This window comes from Mucilaginibacter terrigena (genome assembly GCF_004168255.1).
GTDB lineage: Bacteria > Bacteroidota > Bacteroidia > Sphingobacteriales > Sphingobacteriaceae > Mucilaginibacter > Mucilaginibacter terrigena.
In genome coordinates this window covers 158,985-182,708 of sequence record NZ_SEWG01000005.1, presented here as the reverse complement: position 1 = coordinate 182,708, position 23,724 = coordinate 158,985, and the positions used below count along the sequence as shown (strand labels likewise).

21 protein-coding genes and 1 tRNA gene are annotated in these 23,724 nt (G+C 44.7%); 10 read left to right on the top strand and 12 right to left on the bottom strand.

What is annotated here, in order from left to right; translation table 11 throughout:
- Positions 1 to 254 precede the first annotated feature (254 nt).
- From ligD to EWM62_RS13510, 5 genes are all read right to left on the bottom strand, one after another.
- Complete coding sequence (gene ligD, locus EWM62_RS13530; RefSeq protein ID WP_129877204.1) at positions 255 to 2,987, bottom strand: DNA ligase D; 2,733 nt, start codon at positions 2,985 to 2,987, stop codon at positions 255 to 257.
- 63 nt (positions 2,988 to 3,050) lie between these two features.
- Positions 3,051 to 3,449: a VOC family protein gene (locus tag EWM62_RS13525; protein ID WP_129877203.1), complete on the bottom strand. Its 399-nt coding sequence runs from the start codon at positions 3,447 to 3,449 to the stop codon at positions 3,051 to 3,053.
- Between the two features lie 155 nt (positions 3,450 to 3,604).
- Positions 3,605 to 4,798 carry a threonine synthase gene (locus EWM62_RS13520; RefSeq protein ID WP_129877202.1) on the bottom strand — a complete coding sequence of 398 codons (1,194 nt, stop codon included), beginning with the start codon at positions 4,796 to 4,798 and terminating at the stop codon, positions 3,605 to 3,607.
- Positions 4,799 to 4,881: 83 nt separating this feature from the next.
- Positions 4,882 to 5,337: a hypothetical protein gene (locus EWM62_RS13515; RefSeq protein WP_129877201.1), complete on the bottom strand. Its 456-nt coding sequence runs from the start codon at positions 5,335 to 5,337 to the stop codon at positions 4,882 to 4,884.
- 155 nt (positions 5,338 to 5,492) lie between these two features.
- The gene (locus tag EWM62_RS13510; protein WP_129877200.1) at positions 5,493 to 5,969 is read right to left on the bottom strand and encodes a hypothetical protein; all 477 of its coding nucleotides are present in this window, start codon (positions 5,967 to 5,969) and stop codon (positions 5,493 to 5,495) included.
- Between the two features lie 214 nt (positions 5,970 to 6,183).
- Here EWM62_RS13510 and EWM62_RS13505 point away from each other — a divergent pair, with 214 nt between their 5' ends.
- Positions 6,184 to 7,674 (top strand): sialate O-acetylesterase, encoded by a 1,491-nt coding sequence (locus EWM62_RS13505; RefSeq protein WP_162499840.1) that lies wholly within the window; start codon positions 6,184 to 6,186, stop codon positions 7,672 to 7,674.
- A 4-nt stretch (positions 7,675 to 7,678) separates the two neighbouring features.
- Here EWM62_RS13505 and EWM62_RS13500 read toward each other — a convergent pair whose 3' ends face one another.
- Positions 7,679 to 8,149, bottom strand: a complete 471-nt coding sequence (locus EWM62_RS13500) for a hypothetical protein (RefSeq protein WP_129877199.1) — start codon at positions 8,147 to 8,149, stop codon at positions 7,679 to 7,681.
- Between the two features lie 159 nt (positions 8,150 to 8,308).
- Here EWM62_RS13500 and EWM62_RS13495 point away from each other — a divergent pair, with 159 nt between their 5' ends.
- Complete coding sequence (locus EWM62_RS13495; RefSeq protein WP_449406687.1) at positions 8,309 to 9,181, top strand: OmpA/MotB family protein; 873 nt, start codon at positions 8,309 to 8,311, stop codon at positions 9,179 to 9,181.
- 60 nt (positions 9,182 to 9,241) lie between these two features.
- On the opposite strand, the gene EWM62_RS13490 is transcribed toward EWM62_RS13495, so the two are convergent.
- Positions 9,242 to 9,315: transfer RNA gene (locus EWM62_RS13490), tRNA-Pro, on the bottom strand.
- A 270-nt stretch (positions 9,316 to 9,585) separates the two neighbouring features.
- Between EWM62_RS13490 and EWM62_RS13485 the strand changes: the two genes are divergently transcribed.
- Positions 9,586 to 11,823: a T9SS type B sorting domain-containing protein gene (locus EWM62_RS13485; RefSeq protein WP_129877197.1), complete on the top strand. Its 2,238-nt coding sequence runs from the start codon at positions 9,586 to 9,588 to the stop codon at positions 11,821 to 11,823.
- Positions 11,824 to 11,827: 4 nt separating this feature from the next.
- On the opposite strand, the gene EWM62_RS13480 is transcribed toward EWM62_RS13485, so the two are convergent.
- A complete protein-coding gene (locus tag EWM62_RS13480; RefSeq protein WP_129877196.1) occupies positions 11,828 to 12,508 on the bottom strand; it encodes a response regulator transcription factor in 681 nt (226 codons plus the stop codon).
- A 264-nt stretch (positions 12,509 to 12,772) separates the two neighbouring features.
- Here EWM62_RS13480 and EWM62_RS13475 point away from each other — a divergent pair, with 264 nt between their 5' ends.
- The 4 genes from EWM62_RS13475 to EWM62_RS13460 all read left to right on the top strand — a co-directional run bounded on the left by EWM62_RS13475 (position 12,773) and on the right by EWM62_RS13460 (position 17,516).
- Positions 12,773 to 16,090, top strand: a complete 3,318-nt coding sequence (locus EWM62_RS13475; RefSeq protein ID WP_129877195.1) for a DUF4175 family protein — start codon at positions 12,773 to 12,775, stop codon at positions 16,088 to 16,090.
- The gene (locus tag EWM62_RS13470; RefSeq protein ID WP_238989344.1) at positions 16,080 to 16,514 is read left to right on the top strand and encodes an ATP-binding protein; all 435 of its coding nucleotides are present in this window, start codon (positions 16,080 to 16,082) and stop codon (positions 16,512 to 16,514) included. Before EWM62_RS13475 ends, EWM62_RS13470 begins: the two co-directional genes overlap by 11 nt.
- On the top strand, positions 16,514 to 16,939 hold the full coding sequence (gene ybeY, locus EWM62_RS13465) for an rRNA maturation RNase YbeY (RefSeq protein WP_129877194.1): 426 nt from the start codon (positions 16,514 to 16,516) through the stop codon (positions 16,937 to 16,939). The genes EWM62_RS13470 and ybeY overlap by 1 nt, the downstream gene beginning before the upstream one ends.
- Positions 16,940 to 17,000: 61 nt before the next feature.
- Positions 17,001 to 17,516 carry a glutathione peroxidase gene (locus EWM62_RS13460; RefSeq protein ID WP_129877193.1) on the top strand — a complete coding sequence of 172 codons (516 nt, stop codon included), beginning with the start codon at positions 17,001 to 17,003 and terminating at the stop codon, positions 17,514 to 17,516.
- A gap of 148 nt (positions 17,517 to 17,664) precedes the next feature.
- Here the strand turns inward: EWM62_RS13460 and EWM62_RS13455 are convergent, their stop codons facing one another.
- The 4 genes from EWM62_RS13455 to EWM62_RS13440 all read right to left on the bottom strand — a co-directional run bounded on the left by EWM62_RS13455 (position 17,665) and on the right by EWM62_RS13440 (position 20,809).
- Positions 17,665 to 18,459 (bottom strand): MlaD family protein, encoded by a 795-nt coding sequence (locus tag EWM62_RS13455; RefSeq protein WP_129877192.1) that lies wholly within the window; start codon positions 18,457 to 18,459, stop codon positions 17,665 to 17,667.
- The gene (locus tag EWM62_RS13450; RefSeq protein WP_129877191.1) at positions 18,456 to 19,241 is read right to left on the bottom strand and encodes an ABC transporter ATP-binding protein; all 786 of its coding nucleotides are present in this window, start codon (positions 19,239 to 19,241) and stop codon (positions 18,456 to 18,458) included. The genes EWM62_RS13455 and EWM62_RS13450 overlap by 4 nt, the downstream gene beginning before the upstream one ends.
- A 2-nt stretch (positions 19,242 to 19,243) precedes the next feature.
- Entirely contained in the window at positions 19,244 to 20,020 is a 777-nt protein-coding gene (locus tag EWM62_RS13445) for an MlaE family ABC transporter permease (protein WP_129877190.1), read from the bottom strand.
- A gap of 78 nt (positions 20,021 to 20,098) precedes the next feature.
- The gene (locus tag EWM62_RS13440) at positions 20,099 to 20,809 is read right to left on the bottom strand and encodes a pirin family protein (RefSeq protein WP_129877189.1); all 711 of its coding nucleotides are present in this window, start codon (positions 20,807 to 20,809) and stop codon (positions 20,099 to 20,101) included.
- Positions 20,810 to 20,924: 115 nt separating this feature from the next.
- On the opposite strand from EWM62_RS13440, the gene EWM62_RS13435 reads away from it, so the two are divergent.
- The 3 genes from EWM62_RS13435 to EWM62_RS13425 are packed head-to-tail and all read left to right on the top strand — an operon-like array spanning position 20,925 to position 23,693.
- The gene (locus EWM62_RS13435; protein ID WP_129877188.1) at positions 20,925 to 21,581 is read left to right on the top strand and encodes an NAD(P)H-binding protein; all 657 of its coding nucleotides are present in this window, start codon (positions 20,925 to 20,927) and stop codon (positions 21,579 to 21,581) included.
- Positions 21,581 to 23,446, top strand: coding sequence for an ABC-F family ATP-binding cassette domain-containing protein (locus tag EWM62_RS13430; protein ID WP_129877187.1), 1,866 nt, complete (start codon positions 21,581 to 21,583; stop codon positions 23,444 to 23,446). The genes EWM62_RS13435 and EWM62_RS13430 overlap by 1 nt, the downstream gene beginning before the upstream one ends.
- A gap of 1 nt (position 23,447) precedes the next feature.
- Positions 23,448 to 23,693: a CBU_0592 family membrane protein gene (locus EWM62_RS13425; protein ID WP_129877186.1), complete on the top strand. Its 246-nt coding sequence runs from the start codon at positions 23,448 to 23,450 to the stop codon at positions 23,691 to 23,693.
- Positions 23,694 to 23,724 lie beyond the last annotated feature (31 nt).

Below are 23,724 nucleotides of genomic sequence, written 5' to 3'. Positions count from 1 at the left end.
TGATGGATAGTTCGCCGATAGATCCTTCAGGATAACAAGGTGGGAAATATGGCTGCCACGGCTTACGCTATGCTAAAATCCTGCTACAGTGGATATCATAATTTTCTTATGAAATGGTGGCGCTGTTTTGTCAGCACTAACGCTTCAAAACGCCTTACTACCAACCAGTTACAAAAAAGCGCCTGTATGTGCAATCGTGAACGTGAACATTTTGATACTTAAATAAGCCCCTACAATACACAAAATGGCTTGGTCTACTTAAATATGCTCTGCGCCTTTTTAATGGTTTTTTCCAGGTCGATGCCCTTGCCGAGCACCCCTTTAAACAGGTCGCCTTCTTTTTTCAGCCTGTCGATAGTGTTATGAATGGTGAAGTGCTTCATGGTAAGGCCGGGCTTTACCTCGTCCCAATGCAGGGGCATAGAAACGGTTGCGCCAGGCTTTGGACGAAGAGAATACGGGCCCGCAATGGTTGCGCCGGGGCGGTTCTGTAAAAAGTCGAGGTACATTTTGCCGCCGCGGTTTTTAACCATCCGCTCAAGCGAAGTATAATCGGGGATCTGCTGGTGCACAATGTTTACAATAAGCCTGGCAAACATTTGCGACTGATCATAATCGTACTTCGCACCCAGCGGGATATAAATATGCATGCCCGTTGAGCCGGATGTTTTACAGAAACTTGGCACATCAAGCGCATCCAAAACTTTTTTTACTTCCTGGGCGGCTTCTATCACCTGGTCGAAGGTGTTTTTGTCCGGATCGAGGTCTATGATGCAATAGTCCGGGGTATCCGGCGACTGGATGCGGCTAAACCAGGGGTTCATTTCAATACAGCCCAGGGATGCCATCCAAAGCAGGGTGGCTTCATCGTGGCCAACCAGGTAATCTTTGTCCTCACCCTCGCTGGTGGTGTAGGGGAATGTTTTTACCCAATCGGGCGATTTACCACGCACATCCTTCTGGTAAAAGCTTGGCCCGTGGATCCCGTTAGGGAAACGGTTCAAAGATTGCGGCCTGTCCTTAAGGTATGGTAAAATATACTCGGCAACCTGGTAATAATAGTTGAACATGTCGCGCTTGGTAATGCCGTCTTCGGGCCAGTAAACCTTGCTCAGGTGGGTAAATTTCAGGTCGTGCCCGCAGATCTTCTTTACCTGGGTTTCTTCCTTGGGGTTCAGTAAAGTGCGTTTTACACCTTCTTTAGGGGCGCTAACCAGCTTATGTTTAGCGCTGGTTTTCTTTTCGGGATGGTGTTCTTCCTCCACAATTTCATCCGTCTCGGCCTCCATTTCGCGGACCACATCTTTAGCTTTTTTGTCGTCGCGCATGCCCTCAAATGAAGGGTGGCGGAACACACCATCGCTTGTAACTTCGGCAAAACTTACTTCGCAAACCAGTTCGGGTTTTAGCCACGTGGCTTTTGCTTTTGGCGGGTTAGGGCGAAATCTTGACGGCTTGTTTACGTCCGGCTCATAGCCGAACGGGCTTTTGTCTACCTTTAGCGGGTCAAATTTCGCCATCATTTCTTTCTGTAGCTTATCAGAAAACCCTGTGCCCACTTTGCCGACATATTGCAGTTTTCCGCCCTCGTAAACCCCCAGCAAAAGCGAGCTGAACTGTTTGGCCGTCCCCTCGTTTTTGGTAAAGCCGCCGATAACCACCTCCTGTCGCTTGTTGATCTTGATCTTCAGCCAGTCTTTAGACCGGTTATCTGCCGAATAGGTGCTGCTTGCCCTTTTGGCCATAATGCCTTCCAAACCTATTTTACCGGCGGCCTCAAAAAACTCGGTGCCGTTGGCTTTAAAGGTTTGGCTCAGTCGTACACGGTCGTCATCCGTTGGGATCACATCGCGCATAATAGCCTGGCGTTCTATCAGCGGCAGATCCATCAGGTTTTTGCCCTCGTACCAAAGGATATCAAATATATACAGCACCAATTCACCGTCGGCCTCGCTGCGCCAATTTTGCAGGGCACCAAAGTTTGAAACGCCTTTATCATTCAGCACCAATATTTCGCCGTCTATAACCGCGTTCAGCTTCCAGCTTTCCAGCAGTTTTTTTAGCGGATAGTACTTTTCGTTAAAATCTTTGTTATTGCGCGATAGGAGTTGCACTTCGCCTTTGTTGATGAAGCCCAGCGTACGGTAGCCATCCCACTTTACTTCGTAGATCCAGTCCGGGTCATCAAAGGGTTCGTTCACAAGGGTAGCCAGCATGGGTTTTATGCCTGTAGGTATTTTGCCTTTAGGCGCTTTTTTGAGGATTGCGGAGGCATCCAGTTTCTCTTCAGCTGTATCGTCGGCCATGTCGGCTATTTCATCCGCAGGCTCATGGAGTTTTTTTTTTGATGCCTTTTTAGGCTTTTCTTTTTCTACGTCCCGCTCCCCGCCATCCTTCCAAACTTTTTCGCTTGTTTTTTCCATTTTCTCAATGGTTTTTCCGGAGAGTACCGATTTATCCTTTTTGGTGATATCCGTAGCCGACGCAAAATCATCTTTATGCTTGATCAGCAGCCAGCCATTTTCGCCCATTCCGTGGGTTTTTACCAGCGCGAATTCGCCTTCCAGCTTTTCTCCGTGCAGCTTAATTTTTAACGAACCGTCCTTAAGTTGCTTTAGCAGGTGTTTCTCCTGCGCTTTTTTGCCCTTTATTTCTTCAATAGGCTCGTAGGTACCCTCGTCCCAAACAATAACGGTGCCGCCACCATATTCACCTTGCGGGATAATGCCCTCAAAGTTGCGGTAGTCAAACGGGTGGTCTTCCACCATCATGGCCAGGCGTTTCGTCTTGGGGTCGGTTGAAGGCCCTTTTGGTACAGCCCAACTTTTTAATACGCCCTCCATCTCCAGCCTGAAATCGTAGTGCAGGCGCGTTGCATCGTGCTTTTGAATCACAAACATCAACTTGTCCTTATCCTTGCTTCTGCCGGCTTTGGGTTCCGAGGTTTTTGTAAAATCCCTCTTTTCGACGTATTTTTTCAGGCTCATAACTAACTAACATTCAGTCCCAATTATGGTTTGAAAAGAAGTTAATTAATAAGAAAGCGCGTGCTATTCCGAACCTATCTCAATCACCGATAAAATATTGCCGGCCGGGTCTGTAAACCACGCTATGCTTGGGCCACCGTTGCCTTTAGAAATATTATTCTCGTCGGTTTTTAGATACTCGCTATCGTAACTTTCAAACGTTACGCCGCGTGCTTTTAGCTCTTTTACTGCCGCCTCAATATTTTTTACCGGGAAGTTAAGGATAGTAAAAGTTGCCGGGGTATGGTTTGGCTTTGGGTAAGCCAATATATTATTGCCGTTTCCATTAACGTGGATAGTGAGCAAGCCGCCCATATCATCGTTCTTATCAACCTGCAGGCCCAGCGTTTCGCCGTAAAACTGTTTGGCGGCATCGATATCATTTACCGAAAAGCCGCTGAATGCTTTTGAATCTTTTAACATGACGTTGGTGTTTTAATGTTTTGTTACTGATTAAGATATACAGTTACAAATTTGCTGCCAATAAACCACAATAAGAGGGCGTGAACGCGACAAGTTAGGTGGCCAATTTGGACAATTTGGCGCTACTGCATGGTGCAAAAATAATCGGCTAAAGGTTAAACGCTGATGTTCTCTAAATATTTATACCCGCTGCCTGTATTTACCAATACTACCACTTCGCCGGGTTGAATCCACCCGGTGGTTTTAAGTTTTTTAAAGGCCTGCCATAACGCGGCGCCTTCGGGCGCTATCAGCATCCCCTCGTTGCGGGCAATCTCTTTTATACCGGCGTGCATTTCCGCATCGCTAACGGTAAGCGCCGTTCCTTTACTATCGCGAAGCACTTTCAGGATTATTTTATCGGCAAATGATTTTGGCACACGCAGGCCATTGGCTATGGTAAAGCCGCCATCAACAAATTGGGCGCTGGTTTGCCCGTCGTTAAACGCGCTTACTATGCCACCGCAGCTTTCGGATTGCACTGCTACCATGCGGGGCCGCTTGCTGCCTATCCAGCCTAACTGTTCCAGCTCATCAAAAGCCTTCCAGATGCCGATTAGCCCGGTGCCGCCTCCTGTTGGGTACAATACCACATCGGGCAGCTGCCAGTTAAATTGTTCGGCAATTTCAAAGCCCATCGTTTTTTTGCCCTCCAGGCGGTAAGGTTCCTTCAATGTCGAGATCTGGAACCAGCCGTGCTCGGCGGCGCCATCTGTCACCAATTTACCACAGTCGGCAATATTGCCGTCAATCTCTATTAGGTCGGCTCCGTAAAGGCGGCATTCATCTTTAAAAACCTGAGGGGTAAGCTTTGGCATATATACGATGGCCCTTATGCCCGCCCTTGCCGCGTAAGCCGCCAGGGCACCGCCTGCATTACCGGCGGTTGGCGTCGCAATGGCTTTTATACCTAACTCTTTCGCCTTTGACACCGCCATGCCTATCCCGCGGGCCTTGAACGACCCGGTTGGATTGCCTGCTTCGTTTTTCCAGAATACGTTAATGCCGCCGGTAAATTGTTTAAGGTTTTCTATTGGCAATATAGGGGTGAACCCTTCGCCCATGGTTACTATATTTTCCGCGTTGACAATGGGCAATAACTCGCGATAACGCCACATGCTTGCGGGGCGGCCTTTCAGGATAGCTATATCAAGGGGGCGGCTTAGATCGTATTGCGCGAACAGCGTGCTTGCACATGCCGTGTTTTTACAAAAAGTATTAGGAACCGGTGCATCGTATTCGGCGCCGCATTGCGGGCATTTTAAATTTTTTAATAGTGATCTGCCTTCTAACACGGTATTACTTAACATGGCCTTTTAATAAGGCGGCAAGGTATCAACAAGCCTATTCATCCACAAATTTTTAGCGATAATGTTACCCGGATGTCGCCGCCTCAGGGAATAAATATAGACGCGGTAAGTTTTACGTCGTTTGGCGTGTTGGTATCGCTTGATAATGTAATTTCGGGGATCTTTATGGTAATGCCCTGATCATCATTGGTAAAATTAATGGTTTTAGGCTCGCCTTTGTAGGATACCGCGCCATAACTACCTATCGCTTTAAGATGAAATTGCGAGCTTGTTAGTTCCAGATCGGACGATACAAGCCCGTAGGATATGCCCGAGGCGGGCTTGGTTAAAAACCCTAACCTTAGCATGTTACCATCTTTATCCTGTAATACATATTCTCCCTGGCCCCCACTCTCCGACCAGATAATAAATTCGATATTATATTTAGTGCCGTTGATTGTCCATGAACTTTCGTGAACCGGCTTTTGTGCATCCTTTTTACATGACGCTGCAAAAATTACTATAAACGAAATTATCAGTAGTGCGTATTTCTTCATCATATTTAAGCTAACAGGGTTTTGTACCCTGCTTTTTCAATGGCTTAAGATACATGATGTTTTTTATTTTAAACAACTAATTTACCGATAAGCCGGTGATACGGCCTATTAAAAAGGCCGCTGGTATACCGGCGGCCTTTTTTGTAAAAAACATACGTTTACTTTTCGTAAACTGATGCGGTTAGCTTAACATCGGCGCCGCCAGATGCGCTCTTAAGCATTATTTCGGGAATGGTTACTTTTATTTTACCCCCGGTAACTTCTACTGCAACATCTATTGCTGTACCCAAATAGGCATATGCTTTTCCATCGCCACCGGCAAAAAGTTCAAATTGATTACCGGTAATATCGCCCCCGGCGCCGCCCATAAGTTGAAAGGTACCGCTCGCTGTTGGTGGAGTGGCAAAGCTTAAGTTAAATGTGTTTACTTTGGGATCGTTAAACCCGGCATCGGCAAATATTACAAGCGTGCTGGGGCGTGCGCCGCTGGTAGCACTTTTGTTGGTATAAGCAACTTTATAAGTTGTTCCGGCCAGCGTCCAGGTATTGTTCCCGCCGGTTTTTTCAGTTTTGTCTTTTTTGCAGCCTGCAAAAACCAGCATTGCCGCAGCCATAATAAATAATATTTTTTTCATGATAGCAGGATTTTTATTGCCATTAATTTGACTATACAAACCAACAGCATTACAGCCCCTGCATCAATACCACTTGTACGGTATATTTATCTGCTATAGCGCTTTTCCATGCTTTATTATCTTCAACCGCCAATGTTGTATTTAATAATATAGCAAGCAGCCTTTTTATTAAAAAACCAGCCCCTGAAATTAAATATTGTATTATTTTTAACCCGTGAGACTACGTTTACTATTGTGCCTGTTGTGTGCCATACTTATAGCCGGTTGTAAAAAAGATAAAATAACAGACCCGCCGGGGAAACCGCCCGTTGATGTCCCTGTGAGTAAGCCGTTTTCGGTGGCCAATGTGCTGAAAAGCAATATGGTTATACAGCGCGATAAGCCTGCCAAAATATGGGGCTATGCAAAAGCACAAAGTACAATTACAGTAACTGCCAGTTGGGCCGGGGCCCCGATTACAGCAACAACTTCGGCCAACGGCGAATGGGAGGCTATTATACCTGCTGCACCTGCAAATGCAACCGCTCAAAACATTTCCATATCTACCCCCGGCGAAACAACAGTAAAGCTGGATAATATTTTAATTGGCGATGTATGGATCTGCTCGGGCCAATCAAACATGGCCATGCCAGTTGGCAAACTGCCTCCATCGTTTGGCGGGGTTGAAAATTACGAGGCAGAGATAGCAGCGGCTAACTACCCGCAAATACGGGCATTTACCGTAAAAGAAGATTACCAGGATAAGCCATTGGCCCAATTCACCAACCCTTCAGCATGGGTTACCTGCTCCCCGTCAACCGCCGGCGGCTTAAGCGCCACGGCATACTTTTTTGCCAGGAAACTGCACACCGATCTTAATGTACCTATCGGCATAATAGTTTCGGCAGTTAACGGCAGCTGGTGCGAAACCTGGACAAACAAAGCGGCGCTGCAAGCCAGCCCGGCCACAAGCGGTTACGTCGGCCAGCACCAAAGTTCAGCGCTTTTTAACGGGATGATAGCGCCCTTAACCAAAATGACTATAAAGGGCTTCACCTGGTACCAGGGCGAAAACAATCAGAAAATGGTGCCTGTAACTGATTATACCAGCCTGAATATTGCTTTGATCAATGGCTGGCGGACAGAATTTGCCCAGGGCGAACTGCCTTTTTATTATGTGCAGATAACGCCCTTTGACGATGGCGGGGCAGGCAATTCAACGCAAAATTACCTGGCCAAATTTCGTGAAACCCAGGCAAATGTTCGCAAAGGTACCCCCTCGGCTGGCATGGTGGTTACATTGGATATAGGCGAGGCAGACAACCATCACCCCAAGTATAAAAAACAGGTAGGCGAGCGCCTGGCTTTACTGGCGCTGAATAAAACCTACGCCGAAAATGTGCCGGATACCGGTCCGCAATACGCGTCCTTTTCGCAAAGCGGCAATAAAGTAACCATTGATTTTGTAAGCGGTACGGCCAACGGCCTGAATACCATTGCAGGCGCGCCGATCAAACAATATTTTTTTGTTGCCGGCGCCGACCAGGTTTTCAGGCAGGCTACGGCAAATATCAGCGGGGATAAAATTTTACTTGTTGCACCCGCAGATACACCATTACCCGTTGTGGCGGTACGCTATGCTTTTACCAATTTCCCCATAACAAACCTGCAAAACAATGCAGGTTTGCCAATGGAGCCGTTTAGAACGGATAACTGGAATAATTAGGTTTTTACTTTTCGTAAAGCGAGGCCTTAAATTTATAAGTGTCGCCAGGCGATGGAACGGCCACATTTATCTCGGGGATGTTTACAATTACCTGGTTGTTTGCTGTAACCAATACATCTACAGCTACCGGATCCCCTGTAAAGTAGGCGGTATTCCCGTTATCATTAGTTAAAGTAATGTGGCATTGATTATCTGTGAGTGAAGCATTTGATGCCACCAGCTGGTAGCTTCCACTTGCTGCAGGCAGCGTTTTAAAACTTAAGCTTACTGTTGCCTTTCCGCCTTCTGTATCATCTTTATACAAAATCGCTGTTTCAGAATTTGGCCCTATTGTACGGCTTGTGTTTGCTACAACATGCTCTGTTCCGTTTAACGACCAGCTGTTACTTGGTATTACCGGATCGTCGGATTTTTTTGTGCATGCGGCTAATAAAATCGTGGCTGAAAACAGCACAATTGATAGTGTCTTTTTCATATAAGTAGTATTGATGTTCGGCAAATATGCATTTTTTATCTAAAGGTTAAAAGCGCCAATTATATATTAACTGATGTGGCAATATTCCTTTTTGTTAAAACTTTTCGGCATAAAATTTGGTTAACTCATTATCAATTAAATTTTTAACCAAATTTTTACATTATGAAACTCCGAATATTTATGCCGGTGCTTTTTATTGTAGCTATCGCAGCAACAAGTTGTGTGAGCAACAAAAAGTATAAAGAATTGCAAGCCTCTTATGATAAGCTTGACAGTAATACACGTGAAATGAAAGGCCGTTACCTGCTTACCGAACGCAACCTTGGCCTTGCAACCGAGCGTGTTAAAAGCCTTGATGAGCAATTAGCATCTGAACGGGCCAACAACAAGCAATTACAATCGGCCCTTGATAAGTGTTTAACCTCAAGCGGGCAAGGGAACCTGAACATTTCAAAACTGGTTGACGAGATAAACAGTTCGAACAAATACATACAACAACTGGTGAACGCCAAAAATAAAAGTGATTCGCTTAATATGGTGCTAACCAACAACCTTACCCGATCGTTAAGTCAGTCGGAAATGCAGGATGTTGATGTGAAAGTATTAAAAGGCGTAGTGTACGTTTCTTTAGCTGATAATATGCTTTATAAATCGGGCAGTTACGACCTGACTGACAAAGCAGGTACAACCCTGAGCAAAATTGCCAAGATCATAAAAGATTACGCAAATTACGATGTGCTGATTGAAGGTAACACAGATAATGTGCCTATCACCATGAAGAACATCCGTAACAATTGGGATCTGAGCGCTTTAAGGGCATCGTCTGTAGTGCAGGCCTTGCAAACCACTTACCAGGTCGACCCTAAACGTTTAACCGCAGGCGGCCGCGGCGAGTATAACCCGATAGCCGATAATAACACCACTGCCGGTAAAGCGCAAAACAGGCGTACACAAATTATCATCACCCCTAAACTGGATCAGTTTATGGACCTGATAGGTAAAGCGCCCGAAACAGCACCAGCCAAACAGTAATATAAATTAGTTTTTATGTAAACGGCCTGCTCAAATGAGCAGGCCGTTTTTTGTTTTCCGTCGGGATGAGAAGATTCGAACTTCCGACCTCCAGCACCCCATGCTGGCGCGATACCGGGCTACGCTACATCCCGAAAAACTTTTATACAGGTAACTCCCACCTTCCCGACTCTTGTCGGGACGCGATACCGGGCTACGCTACATCCCGGAAAACTTTTATGCAGGTAACTCCCACCTTCCCGACTCTTGTCGGGACGCGATACCGGGCTACGCTACATCCCGAAAGGGAACGCCAAATATAATAAAGTTGTTAAAAATTTAAAATTCATTCGTTTGATATCCGCTGTTAAATGCCTCATTAGTTAATATATTTACTTTATTAAAAAAGTAACAACACCTCACCAATGCTAATTCGTTGCCGTGCTTTATTAATGCTGCTATTGCTGTGCAACGGCCTGGGGTTTTACGCGTATGGGCAAAAGCCAGTAATTACACCTAAACCAATACCTGTGCTTCCATTGGATGGCAGCGGTAAATACACTGTGCTTAAGGATGATATCGCCACTTATCAAAATAATACCGATTCGCCTTTGGTGGTATCTACCGTGCCAACCCGTTTAACCTGCGATAATTTGGGAAACCAAACTATAAAAGTTAAAGCTTTAACAAATGGCTCCGCTGTAGGGCCGCCGGTATTCAATGTCGCTTTCCCTTATTTTAGTGGTGCTGTGTATGATTATTATGGCAACTTATATTATTTACACGCTAAATTTGTTAAAAAGTTATCGCCGGATGGATATGTATCCATAATAGCCGGCACAGGTGTTCTGGGTTCACAGGACGGACCAGGAGCAACTGCGCGATTCGCAGATTTGCATGGTATAGCCATAGACGCCAACAATAACATTTATGTTGCGGATGCGGGGCGCAATACTATCAAAAAAATCACGCCCGATGGGTTTGTATCTAATTACGCCGGCACGGGTGCCGCGGGCAATGTTAATGGGCCAAGGGCTACGGCAGCCTTTAATACCCCTAAAAACCTGGCCATCAATAGCGAAGGGGATTTATTTATTAACGATTATGAAAACCGCCAAATACGTAAAATTACCCCGGATGGTATAGTAAGCATTGTTTGTACTACTGACGGGCCCTGCGTCAGCTTCGCGTTTGGCCCTGATGGATATTTGTATTGGGTTAATAGAATTAGCTCCGTCGGGGGAACTGACGGGCATGCGATTTACCGTATTAAACCGGGAGTTACCGAAAGCGAGCTCTATGCGGGCTCAGAAATATATGGTGATGTGCTGGGCAACAGGCTTGATGCCAGGTTTGGCGAAACCTTTTGTATCGCTTTCGGCACCGATGGCTCTTTGTTTGTTAACGATTCGTTTGTGATGAAAAGAATAAGCCCGGATGGTGTAGTCAGTCGCTTTTACGACTATGCCGCCCCACAGTTTATCGTTGATCCTTGCGGCAACCTGATCTATTTTGACTATGAGTATCTCCGTAAGCTTACTTTATCCAAACAGTATAGCTTAATAGCCGGCGGGCCTTTTGGGGCACAAACAGGCTATATACAAGCAAGCACTTGTCAAATGTCCGAAGCCACGATCCCGGTTTACATTCAAAGCAAGCCAACCATAACATCTATTCTGCCGCCGGTTGTTGTATCCGGCTGTGCTACGCTGGCCGATTATACCATACGCCTTACCGCAACCGATAACTGCCCTTCGCCAACAATCACGTACAGCCAGTCGCCCGCGGCAGGTACTCCCTTTACCGATAACAGCCCAGTTTTGGTTACCATTACGGCTACCGATAGTTACGGGGGTACGGATGTACAGTCGTTCACCGTTACCAATACCAGCGTGGGGGCTTCTGCACCAACGGTTAGCGTTACCGCGCAAAACAGCCAGGTTTGCGAGGGCGAACCGGCGCGCTTTCATGCCGAAGTAACGGGGGCCGATGCGGGCACTACTTATCAATGGCAGGTAAACGGCCTTAATACGGGCACCGATAGTCCCGATTTTGTAAGCAGCGGACTAAAAAGTAACGATATAGTTACCTGCGTGGTTACTACCGGCGGTGGCTGCGGGGTGCCGGTGCTTGGCCAACCTGTGCAGATGGTAGTATCGCCAAAGCCTGTTATTGCGCTAAACCCAACAGAACAAATATTAGCCGGTAACAGTATTACGCTTAACCCTTTGGTACCGGGCAATATAGTTGCTTACAAATGGTTGCCCGCCGCAGGCCTTAGTGATGCAAACTCGCAATACCCTGTTGCCAACCCGGATGTTACCACAACATACACGCTTACCGCAACCTCTGATATGGGTTGCGAGGCGGATGCATCCGTTAAGATCACTGTAGTACACAATATTGCCGTTCCAAATGCATTTACACCAAATGGCGATGGCAGCAACGACCAGTGGGCGATAAAGTACCTGGACAGCTATCCCCGATGCGCTGTAAATGTTTACAGCCGTAACGGCGGGCTGGTGTTTCAATCAAACGGCTATGGTAAGGCCTGGAATGGCAGCAGCGGCGGCAAGCCGCTACCCGCTGGTGTATATTATTATATCATCGATCTTAAAGATGGGTCGCACCCGTTAAACGGGAGTGTGACTATATTGAGGTAGCACATTATACCAGGTCGAAAGCCCGGGCATATTGCATCAGCTCGTAAGTGCTGGCGCTTAGCTTTTGTTTGATGTTTTTACGGTGAGTTTCGGCGGTAGCAACAGATATGAACAGTTCCGCGGCAATTTCTGCAGCACTTTTTCCCAATGCTATCTGGGCAAGCACTTCCTTTTCGCGTTTGGTGAGCCTGGAGAACCGCTCATAGTTCTGCCGCAAAAAATTATTTTCCTGCAGTAAGCGCTCGGCTTTGGCTGTCATATGGTGCATAGCATCAAGCGGCACCGAAATGGTTATGCTTGTGCCGGGTGTGCCGTTTTCATCCCGTGTAAATATCCTGGTGCTCGACATATGCCAGCTCCAGTCGCTTTTGCCGGGAAAACGCACCTGCTGAAAATATGTAACCATCTCTTCATCGTTGTTCCGCTCAAGTAATGCCAAAATTTTGGGAACATAATCCTCGGCATCCTCCTGGTTAAAATACAATTTATAATAATCGCCGGATGAAAGTGCAGTTATCTCATCTAAAGAAACCTCTAATTGGCTCAACCCCCTGTCAGACATATAAACAACCGACCAATCGCGCAAATCGTGTATAATCACAGTACATGGTAAGTGGTTATATGCCGCAGCGTATTCTTCAATTTGTGGCAATAGCTCTTTTTTAACCCGCGTTTTGTTTAGCATGCCTCTAAAATACACCTTTAAACATTGGCGGCAACCCGTTATTTCACGGTACATGCTGGGTTAAAACTCCGCAATACTGCTTTTAAAAATTACAACAACCCGTCGTCAGTCTTCAATATCGCCGATACTTTTAACTCACACCTGTTAAATTAGAGGAGGCGGATAATTAACCCTTTGCACATCAAATAGGTTAAAATACCTTTCATCCATATTAATTAATACTTTAATTTCGTTTATTGCGTAAGTTGGTACCTTAAAGCTAATATGACCTCTGCTGAAAACTATGATCTGCTGATCGAAAAGATCAACACCTTTATCCGCAAATACCATTATAACAACCTGCTGCGCGGGTTTATATTTTTGGGCGCGGGTTTGTTTTCGGCCTATGTGGTGATAGCGCTGGGCGAATATTTCGGTAATTTTAATACTACGCTGCGTACCATTCTGTTCTATTTCTTCATCCTGCTTAACCTTGGGCTTATTGTTTGGCTGGTTTTGCCTCCATTGCTGGCGCGATTAAAATTGGGCAAAACCCTAACCCACGACCAGGCCGCCGAGATCATAGGCCGTCATTTCAACGATGTACACGATAAGCTGCTAAATACCCTGCAGCTAAAAAAACAAGTAGATGATAATACCGCGCACCGCGACCTGATAGAGGCCAGCATCAATCAAAAAATAGAAACCTTAAAGCCCGTAAGCTTTCCATCGGCAGTAAACATCCGCGAGAACAGTAAATACCTCAAGTGGGTTATTCCTCCGGCGGCTATTATTTGCATCATCGCATTCGCGGCGCCATCGATACTAACAGAAAGCACCAAAAGGCTTATCCGCCATAACGAGTATTTTGCACCGGTTGCACCTTTTCAATTTGTGTTGCTCAACAAAAACATGTCGGCAGTGCAGGGCGAAGATTATAAACTCGACCTGAAATTAACCGGTGATAAGCTACCTGCCGATATCTATGTAGAAACAGCAAACACTACCTTCAAGCTTGATAAAGAAAACATCAGCCGGTTTCACTACCTGTTTACCAACTTACAGCAAAACACCTCGTTCCGTTTGTTGGGCAACGGCTTTGAGTCTGCCCCTTACGAGATAAAGGTTAATCTTAAACCCATACTACTACATTTTGACGCGGAGTTGAGCTACCCCGCCTATCTTCATAAAAAAAATGAGACCCTAACCAACGCCGGCGACCTGACACTACCTGTAGGGACAACCGTTAACTGGAAATTTCACACACAAAACACGTCATCGTTATTGTTTAAAATCAATGGCATTAATAAAACCATCCCGCTATCGGCTGACGATATCTTTGAACACCGCGAGCGGATAGTAAAAGCCACTTCGTACAATATTAGTCCGCTTAACAATGCGGTTAAGCGCAGCGATTCGGCCAGCTACCACATCAATGTAATTGCCGATGAGGCACCTGTTATCGAGGTGCAGGAAAAAGCCGATTCGGTAAGTATGAGGGCCTTTTATTTTAATGGCCGGATACAGGACGATCATGGCTTTTCGTCCTTAACGTTCCATTATAAAACGGGCGGCAAAGGTGCAGGGCGTTCTGTCAGCAGGCCCGTCAAAGCCGATTTGGCCGCAACCCAATCCAACTTTTTTTACCTGTGGAACCTGAAAGATCTTGGCATAAAACCCGGCGAAACGATTATTTATTATTTCGAGGTTGCGGATAACGACGGCGTTGCCGGCCCAAAAGCAACACGCACACCCGAGCGGACATTGAATATCCCCGATGCGGCACAGTTAGCCGATCAGTTGAACGCCGGGTCGGAAGCTGTAAAGGAAAAAATGCAATCGGCAGTAAAACTGGCCGCGCAGATAGAAAAAGCCGCGCAAAAGCTAAACCAGGCACTGCTCGATAAAAACAACCTCTCATTTGATGAGAAAAAGCAGGTTGAAGAATTGCTGCAAAAACGCAAGGACCTGGACGAACTGGTAAAAGATATACAGGCCGAAAACAAAAAAAACCTTTACAACCGGCAGGAAAACCAGCAGCAAACACAGGAACTTATAGACCTGCAAAAGCAGATAGAAAACCTGTTTAATAATGTGCTTGATGAAAAGACAAAAGATCTGCTTCAAAAACTACAGCAACTATTGCAGGAAAACCAAAAAGACAGCACCCGCGATGAACTGTCTAAAATGCAGATGGATAATAAATCGCTGAAGAAGGAATTGGACCGCATACTTGAGCTTTACAAAAAACTGGATTTTGAACAAAAACTCAATCAAAATATAAATCAGCTGAATCAACTTGCCGAAGACCAGAAAAAGCTATCCGACGAGACCCAAAAAACAGGCAGTAATGATAAAGACCTGCAGCAGCAGCAGGAAAAGCTAAACAAGCAGTTCGACAATGTTAAAAAGGCGTTAGACGATCTACACCAGGAAAACGAAAAAAGCGGCAATAAGCAGGATTTTAAAAATCCGGAAGCCGAGAAGCAGGCCATTGACGAACAAATGAACAAGAGCGCCGAGTCTCTTAAAAAGAACAATCGCGCGCAGGCTTCAAAATCGCAGCAACAGGCTGCCAAACAAATGAAACAGCTTGCCGATAAGCTGCAAAACGAAGAATCGGAAGGCCAGGAAAGCGAAAATGCTGTTGACGCACGCCAACTGCGGGAACTGTTAAAGTCGCTGGTTAACAGCTCTTTCACGCAGGAAAAGATCATGCAGTCGTTACGTCAAACCAACCCTACCGACCCTGGCTATATAGCACTGGCGCAAAAGCAAAAGGATGTAAAGGATAACTTAAAAACGGCCGAAGACAGCTTGTATTCGTTAAGCCGCAGAATCCCGCAGATCCAGTCGACAGTGAACAAAGAGATCTCGGGCATTAACGACCAGATAGACCAGGCGCTTGAAAATTTAGGCGAGCGAAAAACACCCGAAGCCATGCGCAACCAGCAGTTTGCCATGACCGCCATGAACAATTTGGCACTGCTATTGAGTGAAGCGCTTGACCAGTTGCAAAAGCAGCAAAATAAAAGCGGTAAGGGCAAAGGAAAGCAGCCCTCATTATCGCAGTTAAGCAAAATGCAGCAGCAACTTAACCAGAACATGCAAAAGGCGCGCGAGCAAATGCAAAAGATGGGCAACCCGCAGCAGGGCAAAACCGGGCAGCAGGGCATGAGCGAACAGTTTGCTAAAATGGCGCGCGAACAGCAAATGATACGGCAATCCTTACAGCAGATAAATAAGGAAAACAATAAGGATGGCACTAACGGTTTGGGAAGTTTGGATAAAATTTCAAAAGAAATGGAACAAACTGAGAACGATCTCGTAAACAAGAGAATTACAAACGAAGCGTTAAAACGCCAACAGCAAATACAAACACGCTTGCTGGAGGCCGAAAAGGCGGAACAGGAGAGGGAGCAGGACCAGAAAAGGGAAAGCCGCGCGGCAGGCAATATGCCGCCGGGGTATATTAAAGCTTTGCAGTACTACGAGCAGGTTAAGGCAAAGCAAACGGAACAGATTAAAACAGTACCAGCGGCGCTTAACTTATATTACAGGCAAAAAATTAAACACTACTTTGATCAACTTAATGGAAAATGATATGGAAGAGGCAAATGTTCAGACATCTCAACTTTATACCTTACAACTTCCGTCGAAATACGAGAGCATAACACCGCTTGAGGCTTTGATAGAAGAGGTAGCGGATAAATACCTGGTGGGCGAGGATACTTTTGCCAACATGATGACCTGCCTTAACGAGGCCGTGATGAACGCTATAATACACGGAAATAAATTAGACCCTAATAAAACTGTTTTTGTTAATGTAGAGGTTGATAGCAAACGTATTATATGGACCATTACCGACGAAGGCCCGGGTTTTGACTATAACAACCTGGCCGACCCCACCGCACCGGAACGTTTGGAGGAACTTACCGGCCGTGGTGTATTCATTTTAAAACACCTGGCCGACCAATGCGTATTTAATGCCGCCGGTAACGAGGTTGAACTACATTTTAAGATCTAATGCCCGCCATAACTTTCCACGAGGAAGACATCAACTATAAGTTAAAGAACAAAACCGCGGTACGTAAATGGATAACCGATACCATTAATACCGAGGGCTATAAACTGCGCGAGCTTACCTATATATTTTGCACAGATGAATACCTGCTGCAGATAAACCGGCAATATCTTGACCATGATACCTACACCGATATTATTACCTTTGATAATTCGGAAGAGGATGGGATTATTGCCGGCGATATTTTCATCTCGATAGAGCGCATCCGCGAGAATGCAGGTAAATTTAATGTTACAGAAGCCCAGGAGCTGCACCGTGTATTGATACATGGCGCGCTTCATTTGCTTGGTTACGCAGATAAATTGCCGGCAGATAAGAAAAAAATGACGCTGAAAGAAGATTTCTATTTGGATAAAAGAGGTTTTTAATAACTAATTTTACATCTGTTAACCAACCATCTGCGTAAATCATTCGTAACATTATAAAAACATGAAATTACTGACATTAATATGCGCCATGATGTTTATTACATCGGCCCCTTCATCGGTTTATACCTTTAAGCTGAAAACAATCGATGGTAAAGATTTTTCCCTGGCTAAATACAAAGGAAAAAAGTTATTGATCGTAAATACGGCGTCAAAATGCGGTTTTACTCCCCAATACGCCGAGCTGCAAAAACTTGCTGACCAGTTTAAAGATAAGGTTGTTGTAGTGGGCTTCCCCGCAAATAACTTTGGCGGACAGGAACCCGGCACAAACAGCGAAGTAAAAGAGTTTTGCCAGAAAAACTTTGGTGTAACTTTCCCGCTAAGTTCAAAGGTGAGTGTTAAGGGCGATGATATCGACCCAATATTTGCCTATTTAACAACAGCGCCAAATCCTGATTTTACCGGTGAGATCAAATGGAACTTCGAAAAGTTTCTGATAGACGAGAACGGTAAACTGATACACCGTTACCGCTCAACAACAAAACCATTATCTGACGATATTACAAAAGCATTATAACAAAAGGGAGGCTTTAGCCTCCCTTTTTTGTTTATCAATACCCTATCCGTAATTGCGAGGAACGAAGCAATCTCAAAACAATACATAGTCGACATGCTTATTGGGAGATTGCTTCGTTCCTCGTAATGACGGCTTTTCTTACTATATCTTAATTACCTTCCTTTTTCTTCGCTGCCTCTTTAGCTGCTTTTTCTTTAGCTTCCTGGATCTTTTCCTGTGCTTTTTTGATAGAGTCCTGTTTGGCTTTGGCCGCTTTCTTTTTCTTGTTAAAGAAACCTTTTAACAGGAAGTTGCTTTGCGCGGCCTTCAGGTCTTCATTCAGCGTTGCGGTGGTGGCATGCACGCCTTTCATGGTGGTTTTAGCCTGCCTAACAGTCCCTTCAAGGTCTTTAGCCATTTTGTCGTCGTTAAGCAGCTTACCTATACTGCCTTTGCCATTGTTTATTTTGGCTACAATTTCAGATAGGTCGCCGGTAAGGCTTTCGGCATTATCTGCTACCTTAGTTAGTTTATTGATGATCTTATCCACATCAACAGGGTTAACCGAGCCAAGCTCGTTACCTTCCTGCACCTCAGTTTGGCTTTTTATGCCCCCGGGCGCAATAACAATTAGCTTGTCGCCCATTAAACCGTCGCTGCCAATACTCATTTTCGAATCGGTCTTGATGAATTTCTTTACAGAATTATTCAGCGTAAGGTCAACCCGTACCGAGCTATCGGTAACAATGTTAATGGCATCAACCACCCCCACGTTTATCCCTGCAAAGCGCACGTTATTACCCACGGTAAGGCCGCTAACGTTTTTAAACGTTCCGTACACCCTGAAGGTGGAGCTGAACAGGCTTTTTTGATTGCCGATGTAAAACACCGCCAGGAACAGCACAGCCATCCCTACGATGACGAATGCCCCTATTTTTATTTTTTGAGATGATGTGGTTTTCATGTTGTTTCGTTAAAAAATGACCTTACCAATTTATCGTCCGATTTTTTTAGCTCATCAAACGAGCCCTCGGCTATATATGTTCCCTCATTCATGATCACCACACGGTCGGCCGTAATTTTGGCGCATTCCATGTCGTGGGTTATAATGATGGATGATGTTTTATACTTCTTCTGCATGTTCAGTATCAGTTCGCTTATCTCGCGCGAAGTGATGGGGTCCAGCCCGGTGGTAGGCTCGTCATAGAGCATAATTTCCGGCCGTACGATCATCGTTCGGGCCAGCCCTGCACGTTTACGCATACCTCCCGAAAGGTCCGATGGAAGCTTATCTATGGCATCCAGCAGGCCAACACCGTCAAGGGCTTCTTCCACCCTTTTATCCAGTTCGGCCTGGTCTGTTATCTTCAGGATACGAGTGAGCGGAAATTCAAGGTTATCCCTCACGGTCATCGAATCGTACAATGCCCCGCTTTGGAACAGGAAGCCAACTTTAGTTCGTAATTCTTTCAGTTCTTCATCATTCATTTCGGCAACATCATCACCAAAAACCGTAACCTTGCCCTTGTCGGGTGTAAGGAGGCCAACAATGCACTGAATAGTTACCGATTTTCCCTGGCCCGATTTTCCCAAAACGACCACATTCTCGCCGCGCTTTAGCTGCAGGTTAATATCGGTAAGCACCTGCTTTGTGCCGAAAGATTTGCTGATATGATCGATATCAACCACCACTTCGTTTTTATCGTGCCGCTTTACTTCTTCGGTATGTTTTGTTTCTGTTTCCATTGTTACCTGTAAAATAATAAGCTGGTGATCTGTACAGCGACGGCATCGATAACAAAGATCCACAGTGAAGCGGTTACCACCGCCGAATTGGCTGCAATGCCCACGCTTTCTGTACCTTTATTAGAGTTGTACCCTTTATAACAGCCTACAAAACCAATGGCAAAGCCAAAAAACACGGTTTTAATAAGAGCGGGGAAAAAATCATAAAACTCCAGCGATGCGATGCATTTATGAAAATATAATGAGAAGCTGACATCGTCGGTAAAGTTTAACGCTAAAAACCCTCCAAAAAGCCCAATCGCATCGCCAATAAGGGTTAACAATGGGATCATTAAACTGGTAGCGATGATGCGGGTAACTACCAGGTATTGCAACGGGTTTGCGCCCGATACTTCCATCGCGTCTATCTGCTCGGTAACCTTCATGCTGCCAAGTTCAGCGCCAATACCTGATGCTACCTTGCCCGCGCAAATAATAGCGATGATAACAGGTCCGATTTCGCGCACAAAAGCTACGGCAAGGGTTTTGGGCAAAATGCTTTCGGCACCCATTTCTAACATAGATGGGCGCAACTGCAGAATAAGCACAAGCCCCATGATAAAGGAGGTAACACCTACCAGCATCATAGAGCGGTAGCCTATTTCGTAACACTGGCGTACAAACTCCGACCACTCAAAACCGCCCCTAAAAATATTGCGGAAAAAGCTTTTGAAGAACACGCCCTGCTCCCCAATGCCTTCCAGCCATTTTTTATATCCGGTAATTGCCTGTTCTGCCATAAGTTTCTTATTACTTGCCAGTTATAAACAAATCATCTGCAAAATGTTTTTACTGCCGAAACTTTATTTTGTGGCAGCTTACAACATCGGTACTTCTATGATCAATATCCGGCTTTCGCTATTGGTTTCTATCGTGAACTCTTCAGTATCATAAACGCCAATGGCATCCCTTTTGTTTAAGGCTGTGCCGGCAATATTAACGTCGCCTTCAATCACAAATATGTAAGCACCATTCCCGGCGGTTTTTATAGTGTAATCAACCGTTTGTCCGGCATCAAATTTCCCTTGCGAAAACGTGGTATCCTGGTTTAACCAAAGGGTATCGTCGCTTTTTACAGGTGATATCATAGTCGTAAACTGGTTTTGAACCATCACCTCAGTAAAGTTCTTTTGGTCGTAGCGCGGCTGTATATTCCTCACTTTAGGAAATACCCAGATTTGCAATGCCTTTGCGGGCTCGGTTTGAGATGGATTGTACTCCGAATGCACAACGCCGGTACCAGCCGACATTACTTGTACATCGCCGGGTTTTATAATTCCTTTATTGCCCATGCTATCTTTATGTTCCACAGCGCCTTCTAATACAATAGTGGTTATCTCCATATTGTCATGCGGGTGGCTGCCAAAGCCCATACCTTCGCCAATGGTATCATCATTTAACACGCGTAATGCACCAAAGTGTACTTTTTCGGGATTATGATATGGGCCAAAGCTGAAAGAAAAGTTTGCTTTTAACCAGCCGATATCATTATGGCCCCTCTCGTTTGCAGGATGAAATACTGTTTTCATTTTAATAATGTTTAATGTGTAAAACCAATATTATGTAATTAAATACATGTTTAAACATACAATATTTATTCCACAATTTAATTATGTGTATTTTTGCACGTTAAACTGACCATTAATGGCATATAAAGCAATTATAGCAGGCGCAAGCGGCCTTATTGGCAGTAATTTACTAAATATACTGCTGCAACACCCTGCCTATAGCGAGGTATTAATTTTAGTAAGAAAGGAACTTCCTATACAACATCAAAAATTGACGCAGCTGGTAATTGATTTTGATGAGCTGGATAAGCATGCCGCAGCGATTACCGGCCACGCCGTTTTTTCTTGCTTAGGTACAACTAAGAACCAAACGCCTGACGAAAAGACATACTGGAAAATAGACTACGATTACCCACTGCGACTGGCACAATTAGTACGGCAAAGCGGCGTTGAACAGTTTCATGTGGTAACTGCTATTGGCGCAGATAAAAACTCATCCACCTTTTACCTTAAACTAAAGGGCAAGTTAGAAGAAGCATTGCAAAAACTAGACTTAAAAACCCTTCATATCTACCAACCATCGATGCTGATGGGCGAGCGGGCGCAAACCAGAAGCATTTTGGAAAAAATGGCCGGTGCCATATTTAAAGTAATAGATCCGTTGCTTGTTGGCGGGTTAAAAAAATACAGAAGCATTAAAGGCATTACCGTTGCCCATGCCATGTACAAAAAATCATTAGAAAGTGCAAAGGGCACTTTTATATATACATCAGATAAAATACATACTATTTAGTGAGCACTTATATATCGGCCGAGAATTTAGGCCACTCCTTTCATGATAATTGGTTGTTTAAGAACCTAACCATTGGCATTAACCGCGGCCGCAGGGTGGCATTAGTGGGCATTAATGGAGCTGGTAAGTCTACCTTGTTAAAAATACTGTCGGGTTCGTTAAAACCAACCGAGGGAAAAGTTGCGCAAAGTAAAGATCTTAACGTAGGCTACCTGGAGCAGGATCCGCATTTTAAAGGAGCTATCAGTATCAGCGACTATATTTTTCATGCGGATAATATCCAGCAGCAATTGATCCGCCGTTATGAGGAGTTGTTGGAGAACGATCCTGATAACATGAAGGAAATGGATAAAGTGATGGAAGAGATGAGCGAGATAGACGCCTGGGAGTATGAATATAAGATTAAAACAATTTTAGGAAGACTTGACATACATCACCTTAACCAGCACATCAGTACACTATCAGGTGGCCAGAAGAAACGTTTGGCTTTAGCTAAATTGTTAATTGAGGACCCTGAGATATATATTTTAGATGAGCCAACCAATCACCTTGATATCGATACCATTGAGTGGCTGGAAAAATTACTGACCGAAGGCAGCAAAACTATCCTGATGGTTACACACGACAGGTACTTCCTGGATAACGTTTGTAATGAGATATTGGAAATAGACCGCGGCAAGATCATCCCTTATTTTGGCAACTATGGTTACTATTTAGAGAAAAAAGCCGAAAGGGAAGCCTCTGATGAAGCAACATTTCAAAAAAACTCCAACTTATTACGTAAGGAACTGGAGTGGATGCGCAGGCAGCCAAAAGCCCGTGGTACTAAATCAAAATCGAGGATAGACGCCTTTTACGACCTGGAAGCCAAAACGAAAGACCGTGGCGGTAAAGAAAACGTTGAACTAAGCGTTAAGGTTTCCCGCCAGGGTAATAAGATCATGGAGATGCACCATATAAGCAAAGGCTTTAATGGCAACACCTATATAAAAGATTTTAGCTACACGTTTAAAAAAGGCGACCGTATTGGCTTAGCTGGAAAAAATGGTAGTGGTAAGTCAACTTTATTAAACTTAATTACAGATGGCCTGCAGCCTGATAGCGGCGAGATCATTAAAGGCGAAACTACCGTTATTGGATATTTTAACCAGGCTGGATTAAGTTTTAAGGAAGACGAGCGCGTTATTGATATTGTAAAGAATGTTGCAGAGTTTATTACGATGGCTGATGGCAAGCTCATTTCTGCTTCAGCATTGCTTACATTGTTCCTGTTCCCGCCTGTTAAGCAGTATGGCATGGTATCAAAGTTAAGTGGTGGCGAAAAGAAACGCCTGCACCTGATGAGTATCCTTATCAAAAATCCTAATTTTTTGATATTGGATGAGCCTACCAACGATCTGGATATTGATACATTAAATGTGCTGGAAGAGTTTTTAACAAACTTCCCGGGAATATTGATTATGGTATCGCACGATAGGTATTTGCTTGATAAACTAACCGACCAGCTATTTATAATGGAAGGCCAAGGCAAAGTTGTTATTTATAACGGCAATTACACCTCGTACCGTATAGAACTGGAAGAAGCCAAACAGCAAAATAAAAAGCCGGCAACGGCTGCTCCTTCACAAGTTGAATCACCTAAGAAAGCCAAGCTTAGTTTCAAAGAAGAAAAAGAATTTGAAGGCCTGGAAAAAGAAATTGCCGATATTGAAAATAAGTTATTAGAAACAACGGAGGCGTTAAATAAAATAAATATTGACCCTAAAGAATTAACTCAACTAACGGATAAGATAACCTACTTAAACAAACAGCTGGATGCTAAAACATCGCGCTGGATGGAATTAGGCGAAATTAAAGAAGCATAAGATGAAAACATCAGACATAATTGCATCTGTTGGGGTTATTATTTTATTGATTGCATTCCTATTAAATATGTATAAGAAGGTTTCGGCCCAAGGCCGCGTCTATACAGGAATGAACTTTTTAGGAGCTGCGATTTGCTGTTTTTCGTCGTATTTGATTGATTTTTACCCGTTTGTAGTATTAGAAGGCGTTTGGGGCGCATTTGCACTCTACTCCTTTTTGAATGTTCCACGTGGAACATCTAAGTAAAAAATCACATAATGTTCCACGTGGAACATGG

Excerpts from the sequence above, each read along its gene's own strand:
- ligD (WP_129877204.1), bottom strand. The coding sequence starts at position 2,987 with ATGAGCCTGAAAAAATACGTCGAAAAGAGGGATTTTACAAAAACCTCG.
- EWM62_RS13435 (WP_129877188.1), top strand. The coding sequence starts at position 20,925 with ATGGCATATAAAGCAATTATAGCAGGCGCAAGCGGCCTTATTGGCAGT.
- EWM62_RS13445 (WP_129877190.1), bottom strand. The coding sequence starts at position 20,020 with ATGGCAGAACAGGCAATTACCGGATATAAAAAATGGCTGGAAGGCATT.
- EWM62_RS13520 (WP_129877202.1), bottom strand. The coding sequence starts at position 4,798 with ATGTTAAGTAATACCGTGTTAGAAGGCAGATCACTATTAAAAAATTTA.
- EWM62_RS13500 (WP_129877199.1), bottom strand. The coding sequence starts at position 8,149 with ATGAAAAAGACACTATCAATTGTGCTGTTTTCAGCCACGATTTTATTA.
- EWM62_RS13455 (WP_129877192.1), bottom strand. The coding sequence starts at position 18,459 with ATGAAAACCACATCATCTCAAAAAATAAAAATAGGGGCATTCGTCATC.
- ybeY (WP_129877194.1), top strand. The coding sequence starts at position 16,514 with ATGCCCGCCATAACTTTCCACGAGGAAGACATCAACTATAAGTTAAAG.
- EWM62_RS13475 (WP_129877195.1), top strand. The coding sequence starts at position 12,773 with ATGACCTCTGCTGAAAACTATGATCTGCTGATCGAAAAGATCAACACC.
- EWM62_RS13425 (WP_129877186.1), top strand. The coding sequence starts at position 23,448 with ATGAAAACATCAGACATAATTGCATCTGTTGGGGTTATTATTTTATTG.
- EWM62_RS13470 (WP_238989344.1), top strand. The coding sequence starts at position 16,080 with ATGGAAAATGATATGGAAGAGGCAAATGTTCAGACATCTCAACTTTAT.
- EWM62_RS13440 (WP_129877189.1), bottom strand. The coding sequence starts at position 20,809 with ATGAAAACAGTATTTCATCCTGCAAACGAGAGGGGCCATAATGATATC.
- EWM62_RS13480 (WP_129877196.1), bottom strand. The coding sequence starts at position 12,508 with ATGCTAAACAAAACGCGGGTTAAAAAAGAGCTATTGCCACAAATTGAA.
- EWM62_RS13485 (WP_129877197.1), top strand. The coding sequence starts at position 9,586 with ATGCTAATTCGTTGCCGTGCTTTATTAATGCTGCTATTGCTGTGCAAC.
- EWM62_RS13515 (WP_129877201.1), bottom strand. The coding sequence starts at position 5,337 with ATGATGAAGAAATACGCACTACTGATAATTTCGTTTATAGTAATTTTT.
- EWM62_RS13450 (WP_129877191.1), bottom strand. The coding sequence starts at position 19,241 with ATGGAAACAGAAACAAAACATACCGAAGAAGTAAAGCGGCACGATAAA.
- EWM62_RS13510 (WP_129877200.1), bottom strand. The coding sequence starts at position 5,969 with ATGAAAAAAATATTATTTATTATGGCTGCGGCAATGCTGGTTTTTGCA.
- EWM62_RS13460 (WP_129877193.1), top strand. The coding sequence starts at position 17,001 with ATGAAATTACTGACATTAATATGCGCCATGATGTTTATTACATCGGCC.
- EWM62_RS13525 (WP_129877203.1), bottom strand. The coding sequence starts at position 3,449 with ATGTTAAAAGATTCAAAAGCATTCAGCGGCTTTTCGGTAAATGATATC.